Genomic DNA, 21758 nt, shown 5'->3' on the forward strand with positions numbered 1-21758 from the left:
GTAAATGGTGATATTAACGCCGTACTTGCCAAAATACAAAATAAAAAAGGGTCTGCAAGACCCTTTTTTATTCAGAGCGAATAAAACTTACTCTTCGATCTGTTCCAGAGCGCAGTCCAGACGCTTCTTGCCAGTGCGCTCCAGGTACGCCTGGAAATCACGTGGCAGACGGCCAGTAGTGGCACCTTCCCACTTAATGCGCTCACCCGCTTCGTTTTCGTATTCAAAAGTGTACTTTTGAATGTTTCTGCGACGCTTCTGTACTGTCTCTTCCGGTTCCAGATTACCCACACCCAGATCATTCATGGAAACACCACGGTCAGCCATAATCTGCTTGATGGCTTCAATGCTTTCCTGCTTCTTCTTACGCTTTTCTTCGTCTTTGGCACGTGCTTCCTGCTTCTCAGTCAGCACATCGTTCAGACGGGAAATGATACGCTCCAGATCTTCCGCGTGTACATCTTTAAACAGTGAGCGAATACGGGTTTTGCTGCTGAGGCGATGCAGAACTTCTTCAAAAATATTCATTTACTCTACGACTCCTTGGTCTTGATAGAACTTCCTACTTAGGAATAAAGATGTTCAATTCGATGAACTTTATACAGCAAGATTTTTTTAGATGGAAGTACCATTATATAAATTTTAAAAATAATGTGAATCACTGATAGTAAAAACTGTCAGTTTATTAATCCAAAATCAGGCAGGTTGTTTTTTTGATCAAAAGGAATAAGTTGTATAACTCCGATATGGATCATGTTGAATGGGAACCACAAAGGACACAAAGAGCACCAAGGAAAAGAAAAGCTCTTCTTCGTGCTCTTTGTGTCCTTTGTGGTTCAAAAATTAATGGATAGTTGCTTAATATTTACCGTAAGCGTACCAGCAATCAATCGACGTTTATTTGCGTTTCTTATTCTCACTGCACTGCCAGCTTTGAGTGACTGCGCCATTTTCAAACGACTCAATCTCCACATCAAACTGCCAGATCCGGTGTATATGCTTCAACAGCTCGTCGGTCTCTTTTCCCAATGGCCGACCTTCATGCTGGTAATGACGGAGCGTCAGCATGCGGTCACCCCGGATATTGACATTATAAACCTGAATGTTTGGTTCCCGATTACCCAGGTTATACTGAGCGGCCAGTGACTCACGGATGGCCTTATAGCCTGTTTCATCGTGAATACTGTCCACCTCAAGATAAGTGCGAGACTCATCATCCAAAATTGAAAACAGTCTTAAATCTCGCATCACTTTGGGTGATAGAAACTGCAGGATAAAGCTTTCATCCTTAAAGTTTTTCATGGCAAAGTGCACAGTATCCAGCCAGTCGCTGCCGGCAATATCCGGAAACCACTCCCGGTCTTCATCGGTAGGGTTTTCACAAATACGACGAATATCCATAAACATATTGAAGCCGAGGGTGTATGGATTGATGCCACTGTATTGCGGGCTATCAAAAGGTGGCTGATAGATAACACTGGAATGGGAGTGAAGAAACTCCAGCATAAAACCATCGGACACCTTGCCTTCATTGTATAGCTCATGCAGAAGGTGGTAATGCCAGAAACAGGCCCACCCCTCATTCATCACCTGAGTCTGTTTCTGAGGGTAGTAGTATTGGGCAATTTTTCTGGCTATTCGCAACAGCTCCCGCTGCCAGGTTTCCAATAACGGTGCATTCTTTTCCAGGAAATAGAGCAGGTTTTCTTCCGGGTCTTTAGGAAAGCGCTCTTCCTGTTCCTGCTCATCTTTCTCAACCTTTGGAATGGTGGTCCAAATGTCGTTCAGAGTTCTCTGGATATACTCCGCCCTCTCTTCCTGCCGGGCCTGTTCCTGCTCAGCGGATAAGGGCCGGGGCCGTTTATATCGATTCACTCCCTGATTCATTAATGCATGACAGGCGTCGAGTATTTCCTCGACCGCCTCAATGCCATACTTCTCTTCACATTGTGCAATATAATGTTTAGCAAATAACAGGTAGTCGATAATGGACTCGGCATCGGTCCAGGTTTGAAACAGATAGTTCCCTTTAAAGAATGAGTTATGACCATAGCTGGCATGGGCTAATACCAGTGCCTGCATGGTCATGGTATTTTCTTCCATTAAATAGGCAATGCAGGGATTTGAGTTAATCACAATTTCATAGGCCAGCCCCATTCTGCCCCGTTGGTAGTTTTGCTGGGTATGAAGAAAGTGTTTACCAAAACTCCAGTGGTTATACATTAATGGCATACCCGTTGAGGCATAGGCATCCATCATCTGTTCAGAGCTGATAATCTCAATTTGATTCGGGTAGGTTTCAAGGCGGAAGCGATCAGCAAGACGGGCCAGTTCCCTGTCGTATTCCTGAATCAGCTCAAACGTCCACTCCGGCTCACTGGAAATCAACTGGCTGCTCATGCATTTTCCTTTTTTTCAAACAGTTTACGGAACACCGGGTAAATATCACTGGGCGATTTAATCTGCTGCATGGCAAAGTGATCTTTAAACTTCTCCGCTACGCTCTGGTACTCACGCCATAAATTCTGGTGGGCACGGTCGGTGATTTCCACATAACAGTAATACTGAACCTTCTGCATAATCTGCTCGGTGAGAATCTTGGTGCAGACACTGGAATCCCCTTCCCAGTTATCACCGTCCGATGCCTGGGCAACATAAATATTCCAGTCCACCGGGCTGTAACGCTTATTGATCACATCACGGGTCATTTCCAGGGCACTGGAAACAATGGTTCCCCCGGTTTCCCTGGAATAGAAAAAGTCATCCTCATCCACCTCTTTAGCGGCGGTATGATGACGGATAAAGACCACTTCAATCTCTTTGTAATTACGCTGCAAAAACAGATAGAGCAGAATAAAGAAGCGCTTGGCCATGTCTTTGATGTCCTGAGTCATGGATCCGGACACATCCATCACACAAAACATCACGGCCTTATTACTGGGCGAAGGCACTTTGACCATGTTGTTGTATTTCAGGTCAAAGTCATCAATAAATGGTAGTCTTTTCAGCTTGGCATTGAGCTCTTTTATCCGTTCTCTTAATTCAACAACTCGTTGCTGATCCGTTTCATCCGGGCTGACTTCCATTTCCCGGAGCTCTTTTTTCAGGGCCCGTATCTCCCGACGATCACCACCGGATAAGGCAATACGCCGGGCATGGGCTGAACGCAGGGAGCGCACCACATTCAGGCGGTCCGGAGAGCCTGCTGTCGTATACCCTGCCTGTCGAATCTTGAATTCCGTCATATCCTCCAGCTGCTTCCGAACCAGGTTTGGCAGCTCAAGGTTATCAAACATATGCTCCAGGAACTCATCATGATTTATCTGGAAGCTGAATTCATCCATCCCTTCGCCGCTGTTGCCAGCCTTGCCCTTACCGCTTCCGGAGCCACTGCCGCCCGATGGGCGCTTGATACGATCACCACTGACAAACTCCTTGTTGCCCGGATGAACCTGCTTATAACGCCCACCCTGACCGTGGCGGAATACCGGCTCAGAAAGATCTTTTCGGGGAATGGTGACTTCGCTGCCAGAAACCACATCAGTAATGGAGCGTTTATTCACAGCATCAGACACTGCTTTCTTGATGTGCTTCTTATATCTCTCAAGAAACCGCTGGCGATTGACGGTACTTTTGTTTTTTCCATTCAACCGTCGATCGATAATAATACTCATGAACACGCTCCTTGTGTGCCCTTTATGACAAACAGGGCGAGAATCCGTTCGCCCTGCCTCTCTACCCGGACGGCAGTTACTGCGACTTGCGCACCCGGATATACCATTCAGCCAGTAACCTGACCTGCTTCTCGGTATACCCTCTTTCTACCATGCGCTTAACAAACTCATTGTGCTTGCGCTGATCTTCCTGGCTGCCTTTGGCATTGAATGAGATCACCGGAAGCAGGTCTTCCGTATTGGAGAACATTTTCTTCTCAATCACAGTGCGCATTTTTTCGTAGCTGAGCCAGCTCGGGTTTTGCCCATTGTGATTGGCCCTGGCCCTGAGCACGAAATTAACGACTTCGTTACGGAAATCTTTTGGATTGGCGATACTGGCTGCTTTCTCGATTTTCTCCAGCTCATCATTGATGGCCGAGCGGTCGAGAATATCGCCGGTTTCAGGGTCACGGTACTCCTGATCCTGAATCCAGAAGTCAGCATAGGTGATGTATCGGTCAAAAATGTTCTGCCCATACTCGGAGTAAGACTCAAGATAGGCGGTCTGAATCTCTTTGCCCAGGGACTCAATGTATTTGGGTGCCAGGAACTCTTTCACATAGCGCAGATAGCGCTCATGCACCTCTTTCGGATACTGCTGCTGCTCAATCTGCTGTTCCAGTACGTAGAGCATGTGCACGGGGTTAGCGGCAATTTCCGTAGGGTCAAAGTTGAATACCTTGGAAAGAATCTTGAAAGCAAAACGGGTAGACAAGCCTTCCATGCCTTCATCAACACCCGCTGAATCTTTGTACTCCTGCAGCGGCTTGGCATTGGGGTCGGTATCTTTCAGGTTTTCGCCATCATAGATCCGCATCTTGGAATACACATTGGAATTTTCCGGCTCCTTGATGCGCGACAGGACGGTGAACTTGGCCAGCATTTTCAAGGTATCCGGTGCACAGGGGGATTCCTTGAGTGAGCTATTGGCCAGCAGCTTTTCATATATATGAATCTCTTCCGTCACCCGGGTGCAGTAAGGCACCTTGACGATGTTTACCCGGTCAATAAAGGCTTCATTGGTCTTATTATTCCGGAATGATTGCCACTCGGATTCATTGGAGTGGGCAAGAATAATACCGTTATAAGGAATGGCACCCATGCCTTCGGTACTGTTGTAGTTACCTTCCTGGGTGGCGGTCAGCAGCGGGTGGAGTACCTTGATGGGTGCCTTGAACATTTCCACAAACTCCATCATGCCCTGATTGGCACGGCAGAGTGCGCCAGAGAAGCTGTAGGCATCCGGGTCATCCTGAGAGTATTCTTCCAACTGTCGTATATCCACCTTGCCCACAAGGCTGGATATATCCTGGTTGTTCTCATCGCCGGGTTCGGTCTTGGCAATACCCACTTGATTCAGAATGCTGGGATGCAGCTTCACCACTCTGAACTTGGTGATATCACCGCCAAACTCATTTAACCGCTTAACCGCCCAGGGTGACATGATGCCGCCCAGGTAACGATTGGGAATGCCAAATTCTTTTTCCAGAATGTCGGCATCTTCATCAGGATTAAACAGATTCAGAGGTGACTCAAAAACCGGTGAACCTTTGATTGCATAGAATGGGACTTTCTCCATCAATGCCTTCAGCTTTTCTGCCAGAGAAGACTTACCACCACCCACTGGCCCCAGAAGGTATAGTATCTGTTTCTTCTCTTCCAGCCCCTGGGCAGCGTGCATAAAGTAGGAAACGATCTGCTCAATCGCCTCTTCCATTCCATAAAATTCACGGAATGCCGGATAACGCTTAATCAGTTTATTGGAAAATATACGACTGAGCCTTGGGTCCCTTGAGGTATCCACCATCTCCGGCTCACCAATGGCCATAAGCATGCGCTCAGCCGCATTGGCATAGGCAGAAGAATCCTGCCTGCACAGTGCCAGATACTCTTCGATGGTCAGCTCTTCCTGCTGGGTTGATTGAAATCTCTGCTGATATGTATTGAAGATGTCCATGCCTTCACCCACCTTTGTCTGCTTGAATTCCTGAACAACGACCAGGAACGTTTGACCGATAGCTCATCTGGAAGCTTATCCTTCTCAATTACGCTATCGGCAGAGTCAGAACTTTGACCACATTTTTTTATAACTTTTATTGAGCAGCTATGAATGCCAGAAAAGCAGTTCATGCTGATCAACAATGCTATAGAAAAAGGTGGCATATAATGCCCGTCCGACAAACCAGAGAACTCGGTGTCATGACCGGCAAAAGCGGGATACGAACATTCAGTCGAAAAAATCTGGCCTACATTGATGCACTTTTCATAACAACTTATAACAACGGACTTCCTTGCAGCATGCTGGCAGAGATATTATTCTTCATCGCTCACAACTTCTGGTGGTCTCGCACTTAGCCTTGGAGAATCTGCCCGACAAGCATGGCACTATCAAAACAACCCTGCGTTTTTCACCGCAAGCTGATAGCGCATTTTTTCTTGCCCCAGAATTTATAATGTGGATTTTTGACTACTTCTGCAACTGTTGAATCATTGCATGGAGGAAGCGTGTTGCTTCACCACCCGTTGCTGCGCGGTGATCAAACGACAGTGACAAAGGCAGGGTACGGTGGCTCTCAGGCTTGCCATCAACGCTGACGATTTCTTCCCTTAACCTGCCAACACCGATAATACCAACGGTTGGCGGCACAACAACCGGTGTCGCGTATTTTCCGGCAAAGACACCAAAATTACTTAACGTGATGGTTGCACCCTGAAGCTCTGAGTTTGGCAGACTTCTGTCTTTCACCCCTTCCCTGAGCTTATTGATACTCTCTCGTACTTCTGCTTTGTTCATTTTTGCCACATCACGCATCACCGGAACAAATAGTCCCTCGTCACTATCAACCGCCAGACCCAGGTCAACAGCATCATGAAGCTGACGGCTCATGGAAGCGCCATCAAACCAGGCATTAAGCGCAGGCTCCACGGCACTGGCTTTGGCAATTGCCTGAATCAAACGAACAGTGATGTCTTCTTTAGTATCCCAGTGATCAATATCCACATCATCAAACAGCGTTACCTGGACGACGGAAGCATGAGACTCTGCCATGGTGCGGGCCATATGCTTGCGGACACCTTTCAATGGCTCTGGATTGTCCAGGGGATAGGCAATGGCAGGTTGTGCAGCGGTTCTATGATTTGTGACAGCACCCAGCTCCACCTGGAATTGCTCAGCCAGTGATTGAAGTCCACTTTGAACCATGTGAGATGAAGACGACGGTGGCATCTGGCCATCCGCTGGTGAGCCAATAATAAAAGCATCATCGCTACTGGTGCTGGCATCATCACTGACCAGTTTGCCGACTACCGTACCGCTATCTTCCCCATCGGTGACAAACTCCACCAGCGGGGCTCCGGTAAGAATAGTGTCACCGGGTTGGCCACAAAGACGGGCAATCACTCCGGTGCAGGGTGCAGGCACTTCCACAACGGCTTTGGCTGTTTCGACTGAGACCATCGGCTGATCTTCCCTGATGCTATCCCCTTCTCCCACATGCCATTCGACAATATCGGCTTCAGGAATACCTTCCCCTAAATCGGGTAAATTGAAAAAGCGCATGAATGTACCTTTTTATTATAAAAATACTGCCTGCTTCTGGTTTTGCAGTCCTACAGTTCTGGCAATATTTGCCGCTCAGGGCTATTGAAATAATGATTCCGGTATTGGCAAATGATGGCTAGTGTCTGGCAAGACTCTTGATCGATGCCCTGACAATATCATCGACCTGGGGCAGATAATGGTCTTCCATCCTGTAGTAGGGCATTGTCGTATCAAAACCGGTCACCCGTTCAACGGGTGCCTTCAGATCATCAAATGCCCTTTCCATAAGACCGGCAGCAATCTCGGCCCCCACACCAAAACTTCGACAAGCTTCATGAACGATGACACAGCGTCCGGTCTTTCTGACTGACGTCAGAATAGTCTCCATATCAAGAGGCTTGATGGTAGCCACATCAATCACTTCTGCAAAAATGCCATGCCCCTCCAGAATGTCGGCTGCCTCCATGGTTTCACGAACCGATGCCCCCCAACTGACCAATGTGACATCCTGCCCGACTTTTAACGTGAAACAGGTGTCCAATGGCAGCGGGTCACTGGCAGCATCAATGATCTGCTTACTTGCCCGGTAGATGCGCTTTGGCTCCAGGAAGATAACCGGATCCGGCTCATTAATGGCAGCACGAAGCAATCCATAGGCTCTGACCGGTGACGATGGAATAACCACTCTTAGCCCGGGAATATGGGCAAACAGTGCTTCGGTGCTTTCCGAATGATGCTCCGGGGCGTGGATACCTCCGCCGAAAGGAGCCCGCAGCACCAGGGGACACGCCAAACGCCCCCGGGTTCGGTTTCTCATGCGGGCTGCGTGGCAGATTAATTGTTCCATTGCCGGAAAGATGAACCCCATAAACTGTATTTCCGCCACCGGTTTCATTCCCTGGGCTGCCATACCCACACTGATACCGGCAATCAGGGTTTCCGCCAGTGGGGTATCCATCACCCGCTTGAGGCCATATTTATCCCGCAACCCCTGGGTTGCCCGAAAGACACCACCATTGACCCCAATATCTTCGCCAAGCAACACAACATCCGGATCATTGTCCATAGCATGATCAAGCGCCAGGTTGACGGCCTCAACCATGGTCAGTTTGTTATCCATTGAGATGGCCTCCGGCTGATTTCATGTTTTCCTGACGCATCTGTTCTCTGGCAAGCGCCTCGTTTTTCTGTTGCTCCAGTTGGGCTGGCATATTCGCGTAGTGATAATCAAACAGGTCTTCAATAGCGGGCAGCGGAGTGTTCAGGTAGGTGGCCACGGCCTGCTCAATGATACGGTCAGCCTCATCTTTTAAAGCCTGTTCTTTGTGCTCATCCCACACCCCCCGGTGGTGCAGGAAGTTACGGAGCCGCTTGATGGGTTCTTGTTGCCAGGCCTCCTTGAGTTCTTCACTGGCACGGTAACGGCTGGCATCATCGGCCGTGGTGTGATCGCAAAGCCGATAGCTGACCGCTTCTATCACGGTAGCGCCCTTACCCTGGCGTGCACGGTCAATAGCGGCGCTGACCACTTCATGGAGGGCAATAACATCATTACCATCCACCTGGTAAGACGGCAGGCCAGCAGCCAGCCCTTTCTGGGCCAGCGTCGGTGCACCGGACTGAATTTTTCTGGGAACCGAAATGGCCCATTGGTTGTTGTTAATGATATAAACCACGGGCAGCTGCCAGGCACCGGCCAGATTCAGGGCTTCGCCAAAATCCCCTTTCGACGTAGCGCCATCACCCAGTGCACATAAGGCCACTTGCAATGGGTCACCGGCCTCATGGCGGATTTTAATGGCGGTGGCGATACCGGCCGCGTGGCCAGCCTGGGTCGCAATGGGAACACAATTCGGCAGATCCTGACCCCACGCCGGACTGGCACTCCCGCGTTCATCACCACCCCAGTAGAGCATGACATCACTCAGAGCAATGCCTCGTCGCATTAACCCCGGAAGATCCCGGTAATAAGGAATCAGAACATCTTCTTTTTCCAGCAGGGCAGCACACACCGTGCTGATGGCTTCCTGTCCAAGACAGGAAGGGTAAGTGCCCATCTTACCGGTCCGCTGCAATGCCACCGCTTTTTGATCGGCCTGCCGGGCGATCACCATGGATCGGTAGTAATCAATGAGAATGTCGTGATTGCTGACCCAGGCTGGCAGTCGTTTGATGACTTCGCCTTCAGCATCCAGAAACTGCTCCATGGCGAGGGCAGGGTTTGCTGTTAAATCCATTTCTGTTCTCCCTATGCCGTCAACTGTGAAGGGTTATCACCATGCACAATGGCTTCTGCCATCTGGTCAGCAATAACACTGGCGGGTAACCCGGCCTGATTCTGTCGGTTGAAAATCTCTAACAGGGTGTCATGAATGCCACGCAGGCGATGGTGCATATCACTCTGACTGCTTTGCAGGTAAGTCATGGCCACAAAAATCAATCCACCGGAATTGATCAGGTAGTCCGGGGCAAAGAGAATGTCGCGGTCGAAGAGCGCAATACCGTCTTCCTCCGTCAATAGCTGGTTATTGGCTGAGCCGGCAACAGCAGCACACTGTAACTTGCCAATGGTGTCGCTATTGAGGACGCCGCCAAGGCCACAGGGGCTGAACAGATCGCAGGGCACCGAATAAGGAATGATTCGACATCCACCGAGGGCTGGCCCTCTGCGGGTACTGTGAATAGCGATGACGGATTTGAGGCCGGATTCTTCATCGAATTTGCAATGAAGATCGTTGATTCGTGCCTCGGCAATTTGTCTGAACATGACGGGATCCCTCCGTATGTTGCAGAGCAGCAGGCTCTGGTTTAGCGCCCTGTCTATCGGCATCCCGGGGTTAGGGCAAGCTGACAGACGTGGCTATTTATTGTTGTTTTACAGGGTAGAACTTTCATCACTTTCAGCGGTTTAAGCTCTATCAACAACCAGGCTTTCTGATAACGCCTTATTCGATTACAGAGGAAGTTAAGCCCTATTGTCAACAGTCAATAAGTTTTAGAAAACGTCATGCTCTGCCGCCATTGGCCGCTATTTAAATCAACTCATTGACTGAAAATCTCACCAACCATAAAGCACGTTTTCATAACAACCTGTTTTGGCAAAACAGGTAAAAGATGCATTTTGAAAACAAAAGGTGATAACTTAGTTCTTCCTTCCCTCTAATCCATGGAGGCCAAAATGTCGCAAATACAACAAGAAAAGCGTCGATTTCCCAGAAAAACATTGGAAAAAACCGCAGAAGTACTGGATAACGACACCGGTCTGTCTATCGGCATTCTTGAAGATGTCTCAAAAGGAGGATTCAGCATCCTGACCGATCGAGGTGTCAGGCCATCAGAAACCCGGAATGTCACATTGATCCTGCCCGGGCCGCAGGAAGGTGCTTATCGAGTGTCCATGAGTGCCGAGTGCGTCTGGTGTCAAACCGTCAGTGAGCAGGCTGATTTCGCCGCAGGTTTTGTTTTACGCAGTATCGAGGACCAAGACGAAGTCGCATTGAACTACTACATAAGGGATTATCAGGTAGCAGGTGAGCTTCAGGAAGGTTAAATACCTTTCTGAAGCCAATTCGGGCAGAAGTAAACACTCACAAACAAACTTTAACAAGCCAGGTAACGGTTAATCTGCAATTGGCAGGCTGAGCGTTTCCTTGAGCTCTTCCATCACGATATAGCTCTTGGACTCCCTGACCCCCGGCAGCTTCAGAAGAATATCCCCTAACAACTCGCGGTAAGAGGCCATCTCTGAAATCCTGGCTTTGACCAGATAGTCGAAGTGACCCGAGACCAGATGGCACTCCAGCACGTTTGGCAGCTTGATGACCGCTTTGCGGAAGTCATCAAAAATGTCAGCAGATTTGGTATAGAGGCTGATTTCCACAAACACAAGAAGCCCTGCATGAAGATACTTCGGGTTCAGGCGTGCAGAATAGCCCTGAATAATGCCTTCCCTTTCCAGGCGCTTGACCCGTTCCATACACGGCGTCGTACTCAGCCCGACCTTATCCGCCAGCTCTACATACGAAATACGCCCTTGCTCTTGCAGGGTACGGAGAATATTACGATCGATACGATCCAACTGGCGAACAACTTCTTTTCGGCTTCTCATGATTTCAGTCGTTTATTGACAATGCGTGTTCAGGCACCAGGAAAAGTGGAACACAATAGCATTCGGGATTAGTGAGCTTTGTATTCATCTTTTTTAGGACAGATCCTGATTAAGACAACCGTTATTCTAATATCTAATGGGTAAATCACCTCCCCTTCAGCAGACGGAGGTTAGGGTACCAATGATGAATCTGCAAGTGAGGATTACTAATATCCCCCATCAGGGTTTATCGCAAAATCATTTTCAATCCCTGCATTTTTATGGACAATGCGCGGGCTTTTCACTTCCTTGAGGGTTTGAAGGCTCTTTTCATAAGTAAAGAAACAATGATCGCCACAAGCGAACCTGAGTTTCTAACGATAAACTTATGCCAACAGAGCCTATTAAAGCACACTCACCGGGTTCTACCCTGTTCTTTATATTCCGGGCTGGAGAAAATTTTAGATGAGTACAGCATCTGCCTCCCCGAAACATTCCCCAACGCCGTCGACGCTTTCGACACCTGCGACAAAAAGTCGCTCAGGCAATGAGATACTGGTCAAAATCGACCAGGTCACCAAAAAGTTCGATGACGTTATCGCTGTTGATAATGTCAGTCTGAATATTAAAAAGGGTGAGATTTTCGCACTGCTGGGTGGCTCTGGATCTGGAAAATCCACATTACTCCGGATGCTGGCAGGCTTTGAAACACCGTCTGAAGGCAAAATTTACCTGGATGGGCAGAATATTACTCACCTGCCACCGTATCTGCGCCCCATCAATATGATGTTTCAGTCCTATGCCCTGTTCCCTCACATGACCGTGGAGCAAAACGTGGCATTTGGATTAAAGCAGGACCGCCTGCCCAAAGACATCATTGCCCAGCGTGTTGAGGAGATGCTGACACTGGTGCACATGCAAAAGTATGCCCGCCGTAAACCCCACCAGCTTTCCGGCGGCCAGCGCCAGCGTGTGGCCCTGGCAAGAAGCCTGGCGAAGCGACCAAAGTTGCTGTTGCTGGATGAGCCCATGGGTGCGCTGGATAAGAAGCTGCGCAGCCGCATGCAGCTTGAGGTTGTGGATATCATCGAAGAGGTGGGTGTTACCTGCATTATGGTGACCCATGATCAGGAAGAGGCGATGACCATGGCCGAGCGTATCGGCATTATGGATGCCGGCTGGATTGTCCAGGTGGGTACCCCTATCGATATCTATGAAAACCCCAACAGCCGCATGACCGCCGAATTCATTGGCTCCGTCAATATGTTTGAAGGAGAAATCACCGAAGAAGAAGCGGGTTACGTCATCATCCAATCGCAACAGGTGCAACAGCCGATCTACATTGGCCACGGTATCATGGCACCACTGGAAGACCGCAAAGTCTGGATTGCCGTGCGTCCTGAAAAAACCATGGTGAACCGGGAGCAGCCGGAAGGGAACTACAACTGGAGCAAGGGTGTGGTACACGACATTGCCTATCTGGGTGGACATTCGGTTTATCATATCCGGCTTCCGTCGGGCATGATGGTACAGTCCAACATGGCGAATGTGATCCGGACCGCCGACAACCCGACCTGGGGTGATGAAGTCTATATCAGCTGGGATGACGACAGTGGTGTCGTCCTGAATAGCTGATCAATCACCACTAACCTTATTCAATATTTTTCGTGTTTAAGAACAGTCTGAAGGCTTTAAGTAGTTGGCCAAATGGAATCGTATATTTCTGGCTAAGTGGGCAGTTGCTATGCAAGGCGCAACGTAGGGAGCATAGCCGTAGCTATGTGACCGGAGTTGCAACGCCGCAGAGTGACTGACAACTTAGTCAGAAATATATGATTTCATTTGGTTAACTACTTACATTGGCTAAAAGCCGAAGGCTTTCTATTTCGTAAACTATTCAGGCTTACCGCCGTACATGTAAGCCACTGGTAACGGATATTTTGTGGAATCTGTCATGTCCAACCTGTTAACAAAAGGTGCCTCCGCAACCGCGTGGGGACCAGAGAGGCTAAACGCCTTAAGGGAGCTGTGGGGACGTCGCCTCGTTCTTGGCGTCCCCTATCTCTGGCTACTGCTATTCTTTCTTGTCCCCTTCCTGATTGTGGTCAAGATCAGCTTTTCATCGGCAGAAATTGCCATTCCGCCCTATTCGGCCATCTTTGAGTACTTTGATGAAGTACTGACACTGAATTTAAATCTGGGCAACTACCTGTTCCTGGCCGAGGACGAGATGTACCTGCAGGCCTATCTGACCTCGATCCGGCTGGCCCTGGTCGCCACCTTTTTCTGCCTTCTGCTGGGCTATCCCATGGCCTACGCCATGGCTCAGGCACCGGGAAGAAAACAAAGTTTCCTGCTCATGCTGGTGCTTCTGCCATCATGGACTTCATTCCTGATCCGCATATACGCCTGGATGGGAATACTGAAAAATAACGGGTTATTGAACAACCTGCTGATGTGGTGTGGCCTGATTGACCAGCCCCTGCAGATCCTGAACACCAACATCGCCGTTTATATAGGCATCGTTTATGCCTATCTGCCCTTTATGGTGCTCCCTATTTACGCCAACCTGACCCAGCTGGACAAATCACTGCTGGAGGCGGCCAACGATCTGGGCTGTCGGCCATGGGAAACCTTTTTCAGAGTTACACTACCACTGTCCATGGGTGGCATTGTCGCGGGCTGTATGCTGGTCTTTATCCCTGCCGTGGGTGAATACGTGATTCCTGAGCTGCTGGGTGGGCCTGAGAGCCTGATGATCGGTAAAGTGCTCTGGCAGGAGTTTTTCAACAACCGTGACTGGCCGCTGGCCAGTGCCCTGGCCATGATCATGCTGCTGATCCTGTGTCTGCCCATCGCCTTCTTCAATCGCCAGCAGGCGAAGCAATTGGAGGCCAGCCTGTAATGACGCTTTCTACAGAAACAGCAACTGAACGCACAAGCACCCTGGGAAGAATCAAAACACCGGTTTTTTCCACCATCATGCTGATACTTGGGCTGATCTTCCTCTATCTGCCCATGTTTATCCTTGTGTTTTACTCCTTTAACGCTTCACGACTGGTGACCGTCTGGGCCGGCTTCTCAACCAAATGGTATGTGGAGCTGTTTCAGGATGAACAACTGATGGGCGCGGTATGGATCAGCTTGAGAATTGCTTTCTATAACGCATCCATGGCGGTCATTCTGGGTACGGTGTCGGCTTTTGCCCTTGACCGCTTTGGCAAATTCCGTGGCAGAACCGCCTTCAACAGCATGTTGACGGCGCCCCTGGTGATGCCCGATGTGATTACCGGCCTGTCGCTGCTGCTGCTGTTTGTCACCATGGCCGACCTGATCGGCTGGCCCATGGAACGGGGCATGCTGACCATCTGGATCGCCCACGTCACCTTTTCCACCGCTTATGTGGCTGTTGTCGTTGGTGCCAGGTTGCGGGAGGTGGATCGCTCGATTGAAGAGGCAGCGATGGATCTCGGTGCAACACCACTGCGGACGTTCTTTCTGGTCACGATTCCGACCATTGCCCCATCGTTAGCCGCTGGCTGGTTACTGGCGTTCACCCTGTCTCTGGATGATCTGGTGATTGCCAGCTTTGTCTCCGGCCCGGGTCGACCACTCTGCCAATGGTGGTATTCTCATCGGTGCGCCTGGGGATCTCACCAAAAATTAACGCCATGGCGACGCTGATTATTCTGGTGGTCTCTCTGGCAGCCCTGTTTGGCTGGTGGTTTATGCGCCGCTCCGAAAGGGAAAGAAGGGCCAGCCTGGAAAGGTTTGGCACCAGTTAACGTAATAATCAGAAGCCGGATCTACTCCGGCTTTTTAATTCGTTCCTCAACTTTTGCCAGACCTCGATGCTCCGGGATTGTCACGTCGTGCATTTCTGCTTGACGTCCTCACTCCAAAAGCCTGCGACCTCAGTCTGGATCAAGCTCGTGCGGCGAGGGGTGCCCGTCCCCTGGATGGCTTATGTCCGAACCCGTTGTCGTTTGTGCAATAGCATCACCCGGCATCAACGATGCCTCGTCTTTCATACCGACAAAATAGAGTTTTGGCAGCACCCTTCGCCTGGCCATCGATAATACCTGAGGATCTGAATAAACCTGATTAAGTACAGCTTTGAGTTCACTATCTGTAGCCCCTCCAAGCTCATGCAGTGGGAACACCAGCCTTTCTTCCCGAGCAGCGTTGGTGATTAACGTTACCAGCTGCTGCGAAAACCCACTTATATCTGTTATTTTTGGAAAGAATACCGAATGAATTTTCTCGCAGCCTTTAAAGCCGTCAGTCTCTTTATATCGCCATGCCTGACATTGATAGTATCCCTTGCGAATGAAGGTAGCCTGACCGCCGTCCTTGATCATGTGCTCGATATACCCCCCTCTTGCACCCCCACGAAGCGCCACAACAGTATTCAGCACATCACCACGTCTCTGCACGGCATTTACCAGTGAGAATGATCTACGATCACCATAATTTTGATGAGCAAAGCCAAGTACCCCACCTGAATTACTAAACAGCCTGGCAAAGTTTTTTGGTATGGGCGAATCGACTGGGGTTGAAACCCGGGATTGAGGCCTTGACCTGGAGGGCACTGTTGATTCAGATCTGGCAGTTCCCGATTGGGCTGTCTGGAAATACGAGGCCGTTTTCTTAGGGATTGCACCCGGTCCTACAGCAAGCATAGTGCCTGAAACACCTGCCGGTTGGGCACCGACAGGTGTTATCCCCGAGGGTAAATGTAACGGATTAGCCGCGTTCAGGCTCTTGAAAACTCGAATAAACTCGTCGTGTACTTCCTTATCCTTATTACTCTTATTATCCCAACCCACGAGTATTAACTTGGGTACTTTGGGTAATTTCTGTATACGAGGATCCTGATAAGCCGCATAGAGCGCCTGGGCCATATCCTCACCACTGCCACCAAAAATTGCACAGCCTATAAAACAACTGACAATGGTATTGCTGCCCCTTTGGCTGGCTCCAAGGAGCAGTGAAACAAAAGCATTGGTAAAATCCCGCTGATACTTTTTTACCCCTGCACCAGAACGGTTAACATTCAAACCATAATCTTTCTTATTTGGGGCAACCACGTTATGAATATGCTGGCAATGGCGCAAACCACGGGTGGAATCAGTGGCATATCCATAGGGCCCGGTGGTATAACACTCGCCAGTTCCAACCTTATTAATACTGGTATCGTGGTTAAATTGAGCGCCAAGATCACGGGCAAATTGTCCTGCGATACCCCCACTATGTTGCATTTGACTATTTGCAGCATTGACCAGATCGAATGGTTTTCCTTGTTTCGAGAGCTCTCTGGCACGACCAAACATGCCATAATCAGGGTGCATTGCTATTTCCAGCTGTCTGGGAAGCAGCTCTGTCGTTCCCTTGTCAGCACGGCCTGTGCTTGCTGTCGTGTTAATTGCCGTGGCCACAGCCCCGGGGTTGCTCATTGCAGGGGGCGTTGTTACACGGCGAACCGGTGAACGTGTTGCGGAATTAAGTTGAGCCAGCATATTCCAGTGACTTGCAAATTCTTGGCATGCTGTCCGGTCACTGTCTTCAGAAGACCTGCCCACCAGAACCAGTTGTGGTGCTTGCCTGCCTGTTGATTCAAATTTTTTCTTGGCTTTCGAAATCGCTTCTGCCAAATCTTTTCCTTTGCCACCCGCAAGACCACAACTGAGCAGAGGGCAGTAAATCCGAGATAGTCCTGGGTGGGCATCAGCCGCTTTAAATAACTCAAAAAACGTTTTTTCAAGCTTTTCTGCAAACTCCCCATCACCCGCTAAAGGAACCAACACATTGTGAACTGTCCGGCAATTTTTAAATTCAGGTGGTTTATCACCACGAGTACAGTCATAAGTAAAACATTCACCGTGTTGGATACGATTCCCGCGCTGCTGAGACACCTGAACATAATTACTATTGTTGCCACCAAAACTTTCTTTGATAACCTTGGCAATACCTCTATGGAATTGCATGTTCGTGTCCACAGAGTTCACTATCCCATAGGGCACAAGGTCATCTTTACGCTTTACCCATGTCAATAATCCCTCATTACAAGTAACCAGTGTTACCTCGCCAGGCAATGTTTTTTCAGTCTCCTTAGCCAGATTAAGATAATAACGTGACACATCATTTGCTCTGACAACGCGTTTTTCAACTATATGACTCAGGGCTGGATATTTTTTCAGTTGTTTAAGCAGGCGAGCATTATCAATTGAACTAACCTCTCGCCCAAAGACCAGTTGTTTCCATTCATCAATTCCGCATTCCTCCATTATAAGAGAACTATTACCCATTACCCAACGACAGAATGTTTCAATGGCACTATCCATTTCAGCCTCCTTAAATTATCTTAAAATTGGTATTTAGTATTTATTTGTGCAATCAAATAAAGGCAACTGTAGACCCAATAATGGAATTAGACTGAAAATCGGTAATATAGTTCCAAAATTAGTAAGCATTTTCTGCACTAGAACCATATCCTCCACCACAAGCGGAGTCGAAGGATGGTGTCTTCATATCTCAACTACGTTTTTGAAATATCCAGGTTTAGCGGCTGTGTGAGCCATTTTGATCCATCAGCGGTAAAGGTTCCTGAACCAACTCAACAGCCCTTGCACCGATAGCCTTTTTACAGGCAAATGCACAACACACCCCTGCGGCATAAACCATTAAACCGGTCAGGGCACCGTAGATGACATTAACTTGTGTATCAACCTCATTCACCTCCCGCCCCCGGGAGTGGGAATAGAGAAAACCACCGCCCACGCCACCACCCACCAGCAGAACATATCCGCCCAATAACCCGACAGTAGAATTCAGACAACAACGCCGCCCAAATGCAGACACTCTCGCAGCCAGGGTAGTCGCAGCTTCATTGGCCCCGTTGGGTTGAGCAGCCTGTGGATATACGATACCTCCGGAAACACCGTTCACTGACCGGTCACCTCGTGATTTCACCAGTAAGTTCCCGTGACAGGCGTAGCCAGTCTTGAGAATTGGTCATCTGGCTTTTTGCAAAAAGCAGAGAGTAGACAGCCTTTAGATCAAAAAGTTCCAAATTGGTTAGCTATTTAGTCAGACCATTAATAAATGTGTCCCAATCGAACTCAGCTTTAATTAAAGCTCGATTAAAATGTGCCTTTCTCATTCTGCCCAGGTGAATTCTATTATTTTCAATCATATTGGCTAATGAATCCACCTTATCAGTTTTATCTTCAGTTTTTATTACTTGCTTAACCTGTAATGCAATGTTTAAAAAAGACAAAGCGAATGTTGTGGCATATTTCTCACCTTTTAAACTCATTCTGTTATTAATATCTATCGCTAATGAACAAATATGTGCTGTAAACAAGACATCCTCTGGATCTAACTGTACATTTTTGATGGGTAAAACCTCAGTTTCTGTCATCACTTCAGCAATTTTACCAGGCTGTAGAGGATTGCATGTAGAATCTAACTGCCCATTGTTGACTGACAAAACCTCAATTTCAGTCGTCATTTCATCAACCCTATCAGGCTGCAGAGGATCATCTGTAGAATCTTCTGGTCGTTTGTGCTCAGTTACCGATGAATCACCCTTGGCGAGCATGCATAGTTGTTGAAATAATTTAACAAAATCGTATGGTTGATAGTCATTAATGCCAAAAATATCTCTTATGATAAGTCTTGCCGGACCCGGAGATAGGGCAATAGACGGTATAATTACATTCAGAGACTGGTCAGTTTTAATTTTTTCATCAATATCAAAAGGGTATTTTTCTGCTTTTTGTTTTAAATCCTCAAGCCTTTCAAGAATTCTTACTTTTGGTTTGTTTTTAAAAGCCATTTTTACTAAAAGATCATCTGATCTAAGAGAAAGGTAATTATCCACATTAATTGAGCTAAAGGCGAGAAAGTCCTTCAAATTAAGGTGTCGGGTAATTTTAAATTTTAATTCCTGGGATAATGGTAAATAATTATTTTCTGCAGGCTCTGAAGTCACCTTTCGTAACGGGGTGAATATATTAGCCGATGGATTTTTTACAAATTCACTTGACCTATGATAATCAGAAATATTAGCAAAACTATCAACAATGGCATTTTCAGAATTCATCATTATGCCTACATTTCTGCAATTCTATATTGGTTTGATCATCAGATTGGGAAAAAGTTCCGCTTCGGATTGATCAATGAAAATCCTGAGTCAAATACACACTTCATCACAGGTTTTATTTTTTCTGGATACCATGAAAAGTAGATCGTGGACGGCCTAAAGATCAGAAAGTTCCAGTTTTTTATTCTTCTTTAGTCGCAGAAAATCAATAAATTTGCCCCAATCGAACGCGTTCTTATTTCTTAATATTGAATTAAAATAATAAACTTTACTCAGATTACCTATTATAAGTTCATTGTTTTCAATCATATTGGCTAATGTATGTAGCTTCTTATCTTTTTCTTCAATATTTATCAGTTGGTTTACTTGTGATGCAATCTCTATAAAATATAACGCAAGCAGTGCAGCACGTTCAGTATTTTCACCGCACTTTAAACTCATTCTGTTATTAATATCTATCGTTAACGAACATATATGTGCTCTAAAAAAGACATCCGTTGAATCATCATTGGCAAGCGTACATAGACATTGAAATAATTTAACAAAATTAGCTGATTGATATTTATAGTTTACAGGATCTTTCTTTAAGAGAAGTCGTGCAGGCCCGGGAGATATGACCACAGGCGGTATTATTGCGTCATAATTCTCATTCAATTCAATTGGCCCATTAATTTCGAAGGGATATTGTCGTGCTTTTTGTTTCAAATCATTGAGTCTTTCAAACAATACTACCAGCGGTTCATTTTCAAGAACTCTTCTTACCAGAAGGTCGTCCGATCTAAGCGAAAAATAACTATCAACATTGATTGAGCTAAAGGCGATAAAGTCCTTCAAATTAAGATATCTGGCAATTTCAAATTTTAAGTCATGATTCAATGGTAAATAATTATTTCTTGCAGGCTCTGAACTTACCTTTCGTAACGGACTGAATATATTGGCTGTTGGATAATTTACAAATTCGCTTGACCTTTGATAATCGGAAAAACTGACAAAACGATCAATAACAGCATTTGCAGCGTTCATGGTTATGCCTTTACTTTTTTCCCTTCCTTCAGAACATAGGTTTGGGAAAAAGTTCCGCTTCAGAAATTTGCAAATAGCATTGGTATCAGATCTCCATTTGATCAAAATCCAGTTGCTCAGGGATGAGAATGCCGTGATATAGCACAGGAACACGGTTCAAATTACAAAGCAGCTGATAAGGAATAGTACCTGCACCCATTGCCACCTCATTAATGGGCAAGTCATCTCCCCACAGGATGGCACGATCCCCTATCTGCACATCGGGCAAATCGGTTAAGTCCACCGTCAGCATGTCCATGGATACTCTGCCCACCAGCGGTACACGGCAGCCATTAATATACACCGGTGTGCCATTGGCGGCATGGCGGGGGTAACCATCTGCATAGCCGATAGCCACCACACCGATCCGGGTGGTTCTCCGGGCAATCCACTGACTGCCATACCCCACGGAACTCCCGGCAGGAATGGTTTTGATGCTGATGATGGCTGAACTCAGTTCCATCACCGGTTTTATTGTTTGCTGGATATCATGAATTTGTGCAAATGGAGAAACCCCATACAGCAGCAGGCCAGGACGATTCCATTCGCTCTGCACTTCTTTCAGGGCAACCAGCCCGGCAGAGTTACAAAAACTGCGCTCACCGGGCAGGCCAAGGGTATAAGTATTGAACGTTGTCAGCTGCTGTTGGGCATGATCACTGTCCGGCTCGTCGGCACAGGCGAAATGACTCATCAACACAATGTCTTTGACATAAGGTAGATCATTGAGTTGCTCCCAGACTTTGCGGTACTCGTCAGGGGCAAAACCGACCCGCCCCATACCGGAATCCATCTTCAGCCACAGCCTTACCGGATGGTTGGGACGGTGGGCGACTAATGCATCAATCTGATACTGATGATGGATCACCGTATCCAGACGATACTGGTCAATCATTTCCAGTTCTGCAGGTTCAAAGAAACCTTCCAGCAGCAGTATGGGTTGTTTGATGCCAGCAGCACGAAGTTCCAGGGCTTCCTCAATAAAGGCAACGGCAAACCCTCTGGCAATATCCGCCAGCGCGGTTGCACAGGCTGTTGCACCATGGCCATAGGCGTCCGCCTTGACCACTGCCATCACCTGACCATTACCAGCGCCCCTGGCAGACAGTTGTTGGATAATACGATAATTATGACGCAGTGCATCAAGGTTTATCTTTGCTGTTGCTGGTCGGCCCATGCCTTTTGAGACTCCCCCGGAAATGCCAGTTAAGGGCAGCATCCTATCAATTAATAACTAACAGCTCT

General features: G+C 47.7%; 17 protein-coding genes and 1 pseudogene. 4 read left to right on the forward strand and 14 right to left on the reverse strand.

Annotated elements, in window-relative coordinates; all coding sequences use genetic code 11:
- Nucleotides 1–87: 87 nt before the first annotated feature.
- From O3276_RS14720 to O3276_RS14755, 8 genes are all read right to left on the reverse strand, one after another.
- Nucleotides 88–528, reverse strand: coding sequence for an H-NS family histone-like protein (locus O3276_RS14720; RefSeq protein ID WP_209277133.1), 441 nt, complete (start codon nucleotides 526–528; stop codon nucleotides 88–90).
- A 369-nt stretch (nucleotides 529–897) separates the two neighbouring features.
- Entirely contained in the window at nucleotides 898–2400 is a 1503-nt protein-coding gene (locus tag O3276_RS14725) for a SpoVR family protein (RefSeq protein ID WP_163371990.1), read from the reverse strand.
- Nucleotides 2397–3674, reverse strand: a complete 1278-nt coding sequence (locus O3276_RS14730) for a YeaH/YhbH family protein (RefSeq protein WP_101748263.1) — start codon at nucleotides 3672–3674, stop codon at nucleotides 2397–2399. The genes O3276_RS14725 and O3276_RS14730 overlap by 4 nt, the downstream gene beginning before the upstream one ends.
- A gap of 76 nt (nucleotides 3675–3750) precedes the next feature.
- Nucleotides 3751–5673, reverse strand: coding sequence for a PrkA family serine protein kinase (locus tag O3276_RS14735; RefSeq protein ID WP_269672027.1), 1923 nt, complete (start codon nucleotides 5671–5673; stop codon nucleotides 3751–3753).
- A gap of 510 nt (nucleotides 5674–6183) precedes the next feature.
- Nucleotides 6184–7275: a dihydrolipoamide acetyltransferase family protein gene (locus O3276_RS14740; protein WP_269672028.1), complete on the reverse strand. Its 1092-nt coding sequence runs from the start codon at nucleotides 7273–7275 to the stop codon at nucleotides 6184–6186.
- 118 nt (nucleotides 7276–7393) lie between these two features.
- Nucleotides 7394–8377, reverse strand: a complete 984-nt coding sequence (locus O3276_RS14745; RefSeq protein WP_209203214.1) for an alpha-ketoacid dehydrogenase subunit beta — start codon at nucleotides 8375–8377, stop codon at nucleotides 7394–7396.
- Nucleotides 8370–9494, reverse strand: coding sequence for a pyruvate dehydrogenase (acetyl-transferring) E1 component subunit alpha (gene pdhA / locus O3276_RS14750; RefSeq protein ID WP_269672029.1), 1125 nt, complete (start codon nucleotides 9492–9494; stop codon nucleotides 8370–8372). The genes O3276_RS14745 and pdhA overlap by 8 nt, the downstream gene beginning before the upstream one ends.
- Nucleotides 9495–9505: 11 nt before the next feature.
- Complete coding sequence (locus O3276_RS14755; protein WP_269672030.1) at nucleotides 9506–10024, reverse strand: Rossmann-fold NAD(P)-binding domain-containing protein; 519 nt, start codon at nucleotides 10022–10024, stop codon at nucleotides 9506–9508.
- Between the two features lie 411 nt (nucleotides 10025–10435).
- Between O3276_RS14755 and O3276_RS14760 the strand changes: the two genes are divergently transcribed.
- Nucleotides 10436–10807, forward strand: coding sequence for a PilZ domain-containing protein (locus O3276_RS14760; RefSeq protein ID WP_163371993.1), 372 nt, complete (start codon nucleotides 10436–10438; stop codon nucleotides 10805–10807).
- Nucleotides 10808–10876: 69 nt separating this feature from the next.
- On the opposite strand, the gene O3276_RS14765 is transcribed toward O3276_RS14760, so the two are convergent.
- Nucleotides 10877–11365: an Lrp/AsnC ligand binding domain-containing protein gene (locus O3276_RS14765; protein ID WP_269672031.1), complete on the reverse strand. Its 489-nt coding sequence runs from the start codon at nucleotides 11363–11365 to the stop codon at nucleotides 10877–10879.
- 444 nt (nucleotides 11366–11809) lie between these two features.
- On the opposite strand from O3276_RS14765, the gene potA reads away from it, so the two are divergent.
- From potA to O3276_RS14780, 3 genes and pseudogenes are all read left to right on the forward strand, one after another.
- A complete protein-coding gene (gene potA, locus O3276_RS14770) occupies nucleotides 11810–12979 on the forward strand; it encodes a polyamine ABC transporter ATP-binding protein (RefSeq protein ID WP_269672032.1) in 1170 nt (389 codons plus the stop codon).
- A 319-nt stretch (nucleotides 12980–13298) separates the two neighbouring features.
- Entirely contained in the window at nucleotides 13299–14249 is a 951-nt protein-coding gene (locus O3276_RS14775; protein ID WP_269672033.1) for an ABC transporter permease subunit, read from the forward strand.
- Nucleotides 14250–14326: 77 nt separating this feature from the next.
- A pseudogene (locus O3276_RS14780) lies at nucleotides 14327–15129 on the forward strand (ABC transporter permease subunit).
- 129 nt (nucleotides 15130–15258) lie between these two features.
- Here O3276_RS14780 and O3276_RS14785 read toward each other — a convergent pair.
- From O3276_RS14785 to alr, 5 genes are all read right to left on the reverse strand, one after another.
- Nucleotides 15259–17688: a macro domain-containing protein gene (locus O3276_RS14785; RefSeq protein WP_269672034.1), complete on the reverse strand. Its 2430-nt coding sequence runs from the start codon at nucleotides 17686–17688 to the stop codon at nucleotides 15259–15261.
- Between the two features lie 217 nt (nucleotides 17689–17905).
- Nucleotides 17906–18316, reverse strand: coding sequence for a hypothetical protein (locus tag O3276_RS14790; RefSeq protein ID WP_269672035.1), 411 nt, complete (start codon nucleotides 18314–18316; stop codon nucleotides 17906–17908).
- A gap of 109 nt (nucleotides 18317–18425) precedes the next feature.
- Nucleotides 18426–19454 (reverse strand): hypothetical protein, encoded by a 1029-nt coding sequence (locus tag O3276_RS14795; protein WP_269672036.1) that lies wholly within the window; start codon nucleotides 19452–19454, stop codon nucleotides 18426–18428.
- Between the two features lie 153 nt (nucleotides 19455–19607).
- Nucleotides 19608–20474, reverse strand: a complete 867-nt coding sequence (locus O3276_RS14800; protein ID WP_269672037.1) for a hypothetical protein — start codon at nucleotides 20472–20474, stop codon at nucleotides 19608–19610.
- Nucleotides 20475–20559: 85 nt separating this feature from the next.
- Nucleotides 20560–21690 carry an alanine racemase gene (alr, locus tag O3276_RS14805; protein ID WP_269672038.1) on the reverse strand — a complete coding sequence of 377 codons (1131 nt, stop codon included), beginning with the start codon at nucleotides 21688–21690 and terminating at the stop codon, nucleotides 20560–20562.
- Nucleotides 21691–21758: the final 68 nt, after the last annotated feature.

This window comes from Endozoicomonas sp. GU-1, assembly GCF_027366395.1.
Taxonomy (GTDB): Bacteria; Pseudomonadota; Gammaproteobacteria; order Pseudomonadales; family Endozoicomonadaceae; genus Endozoicomonas.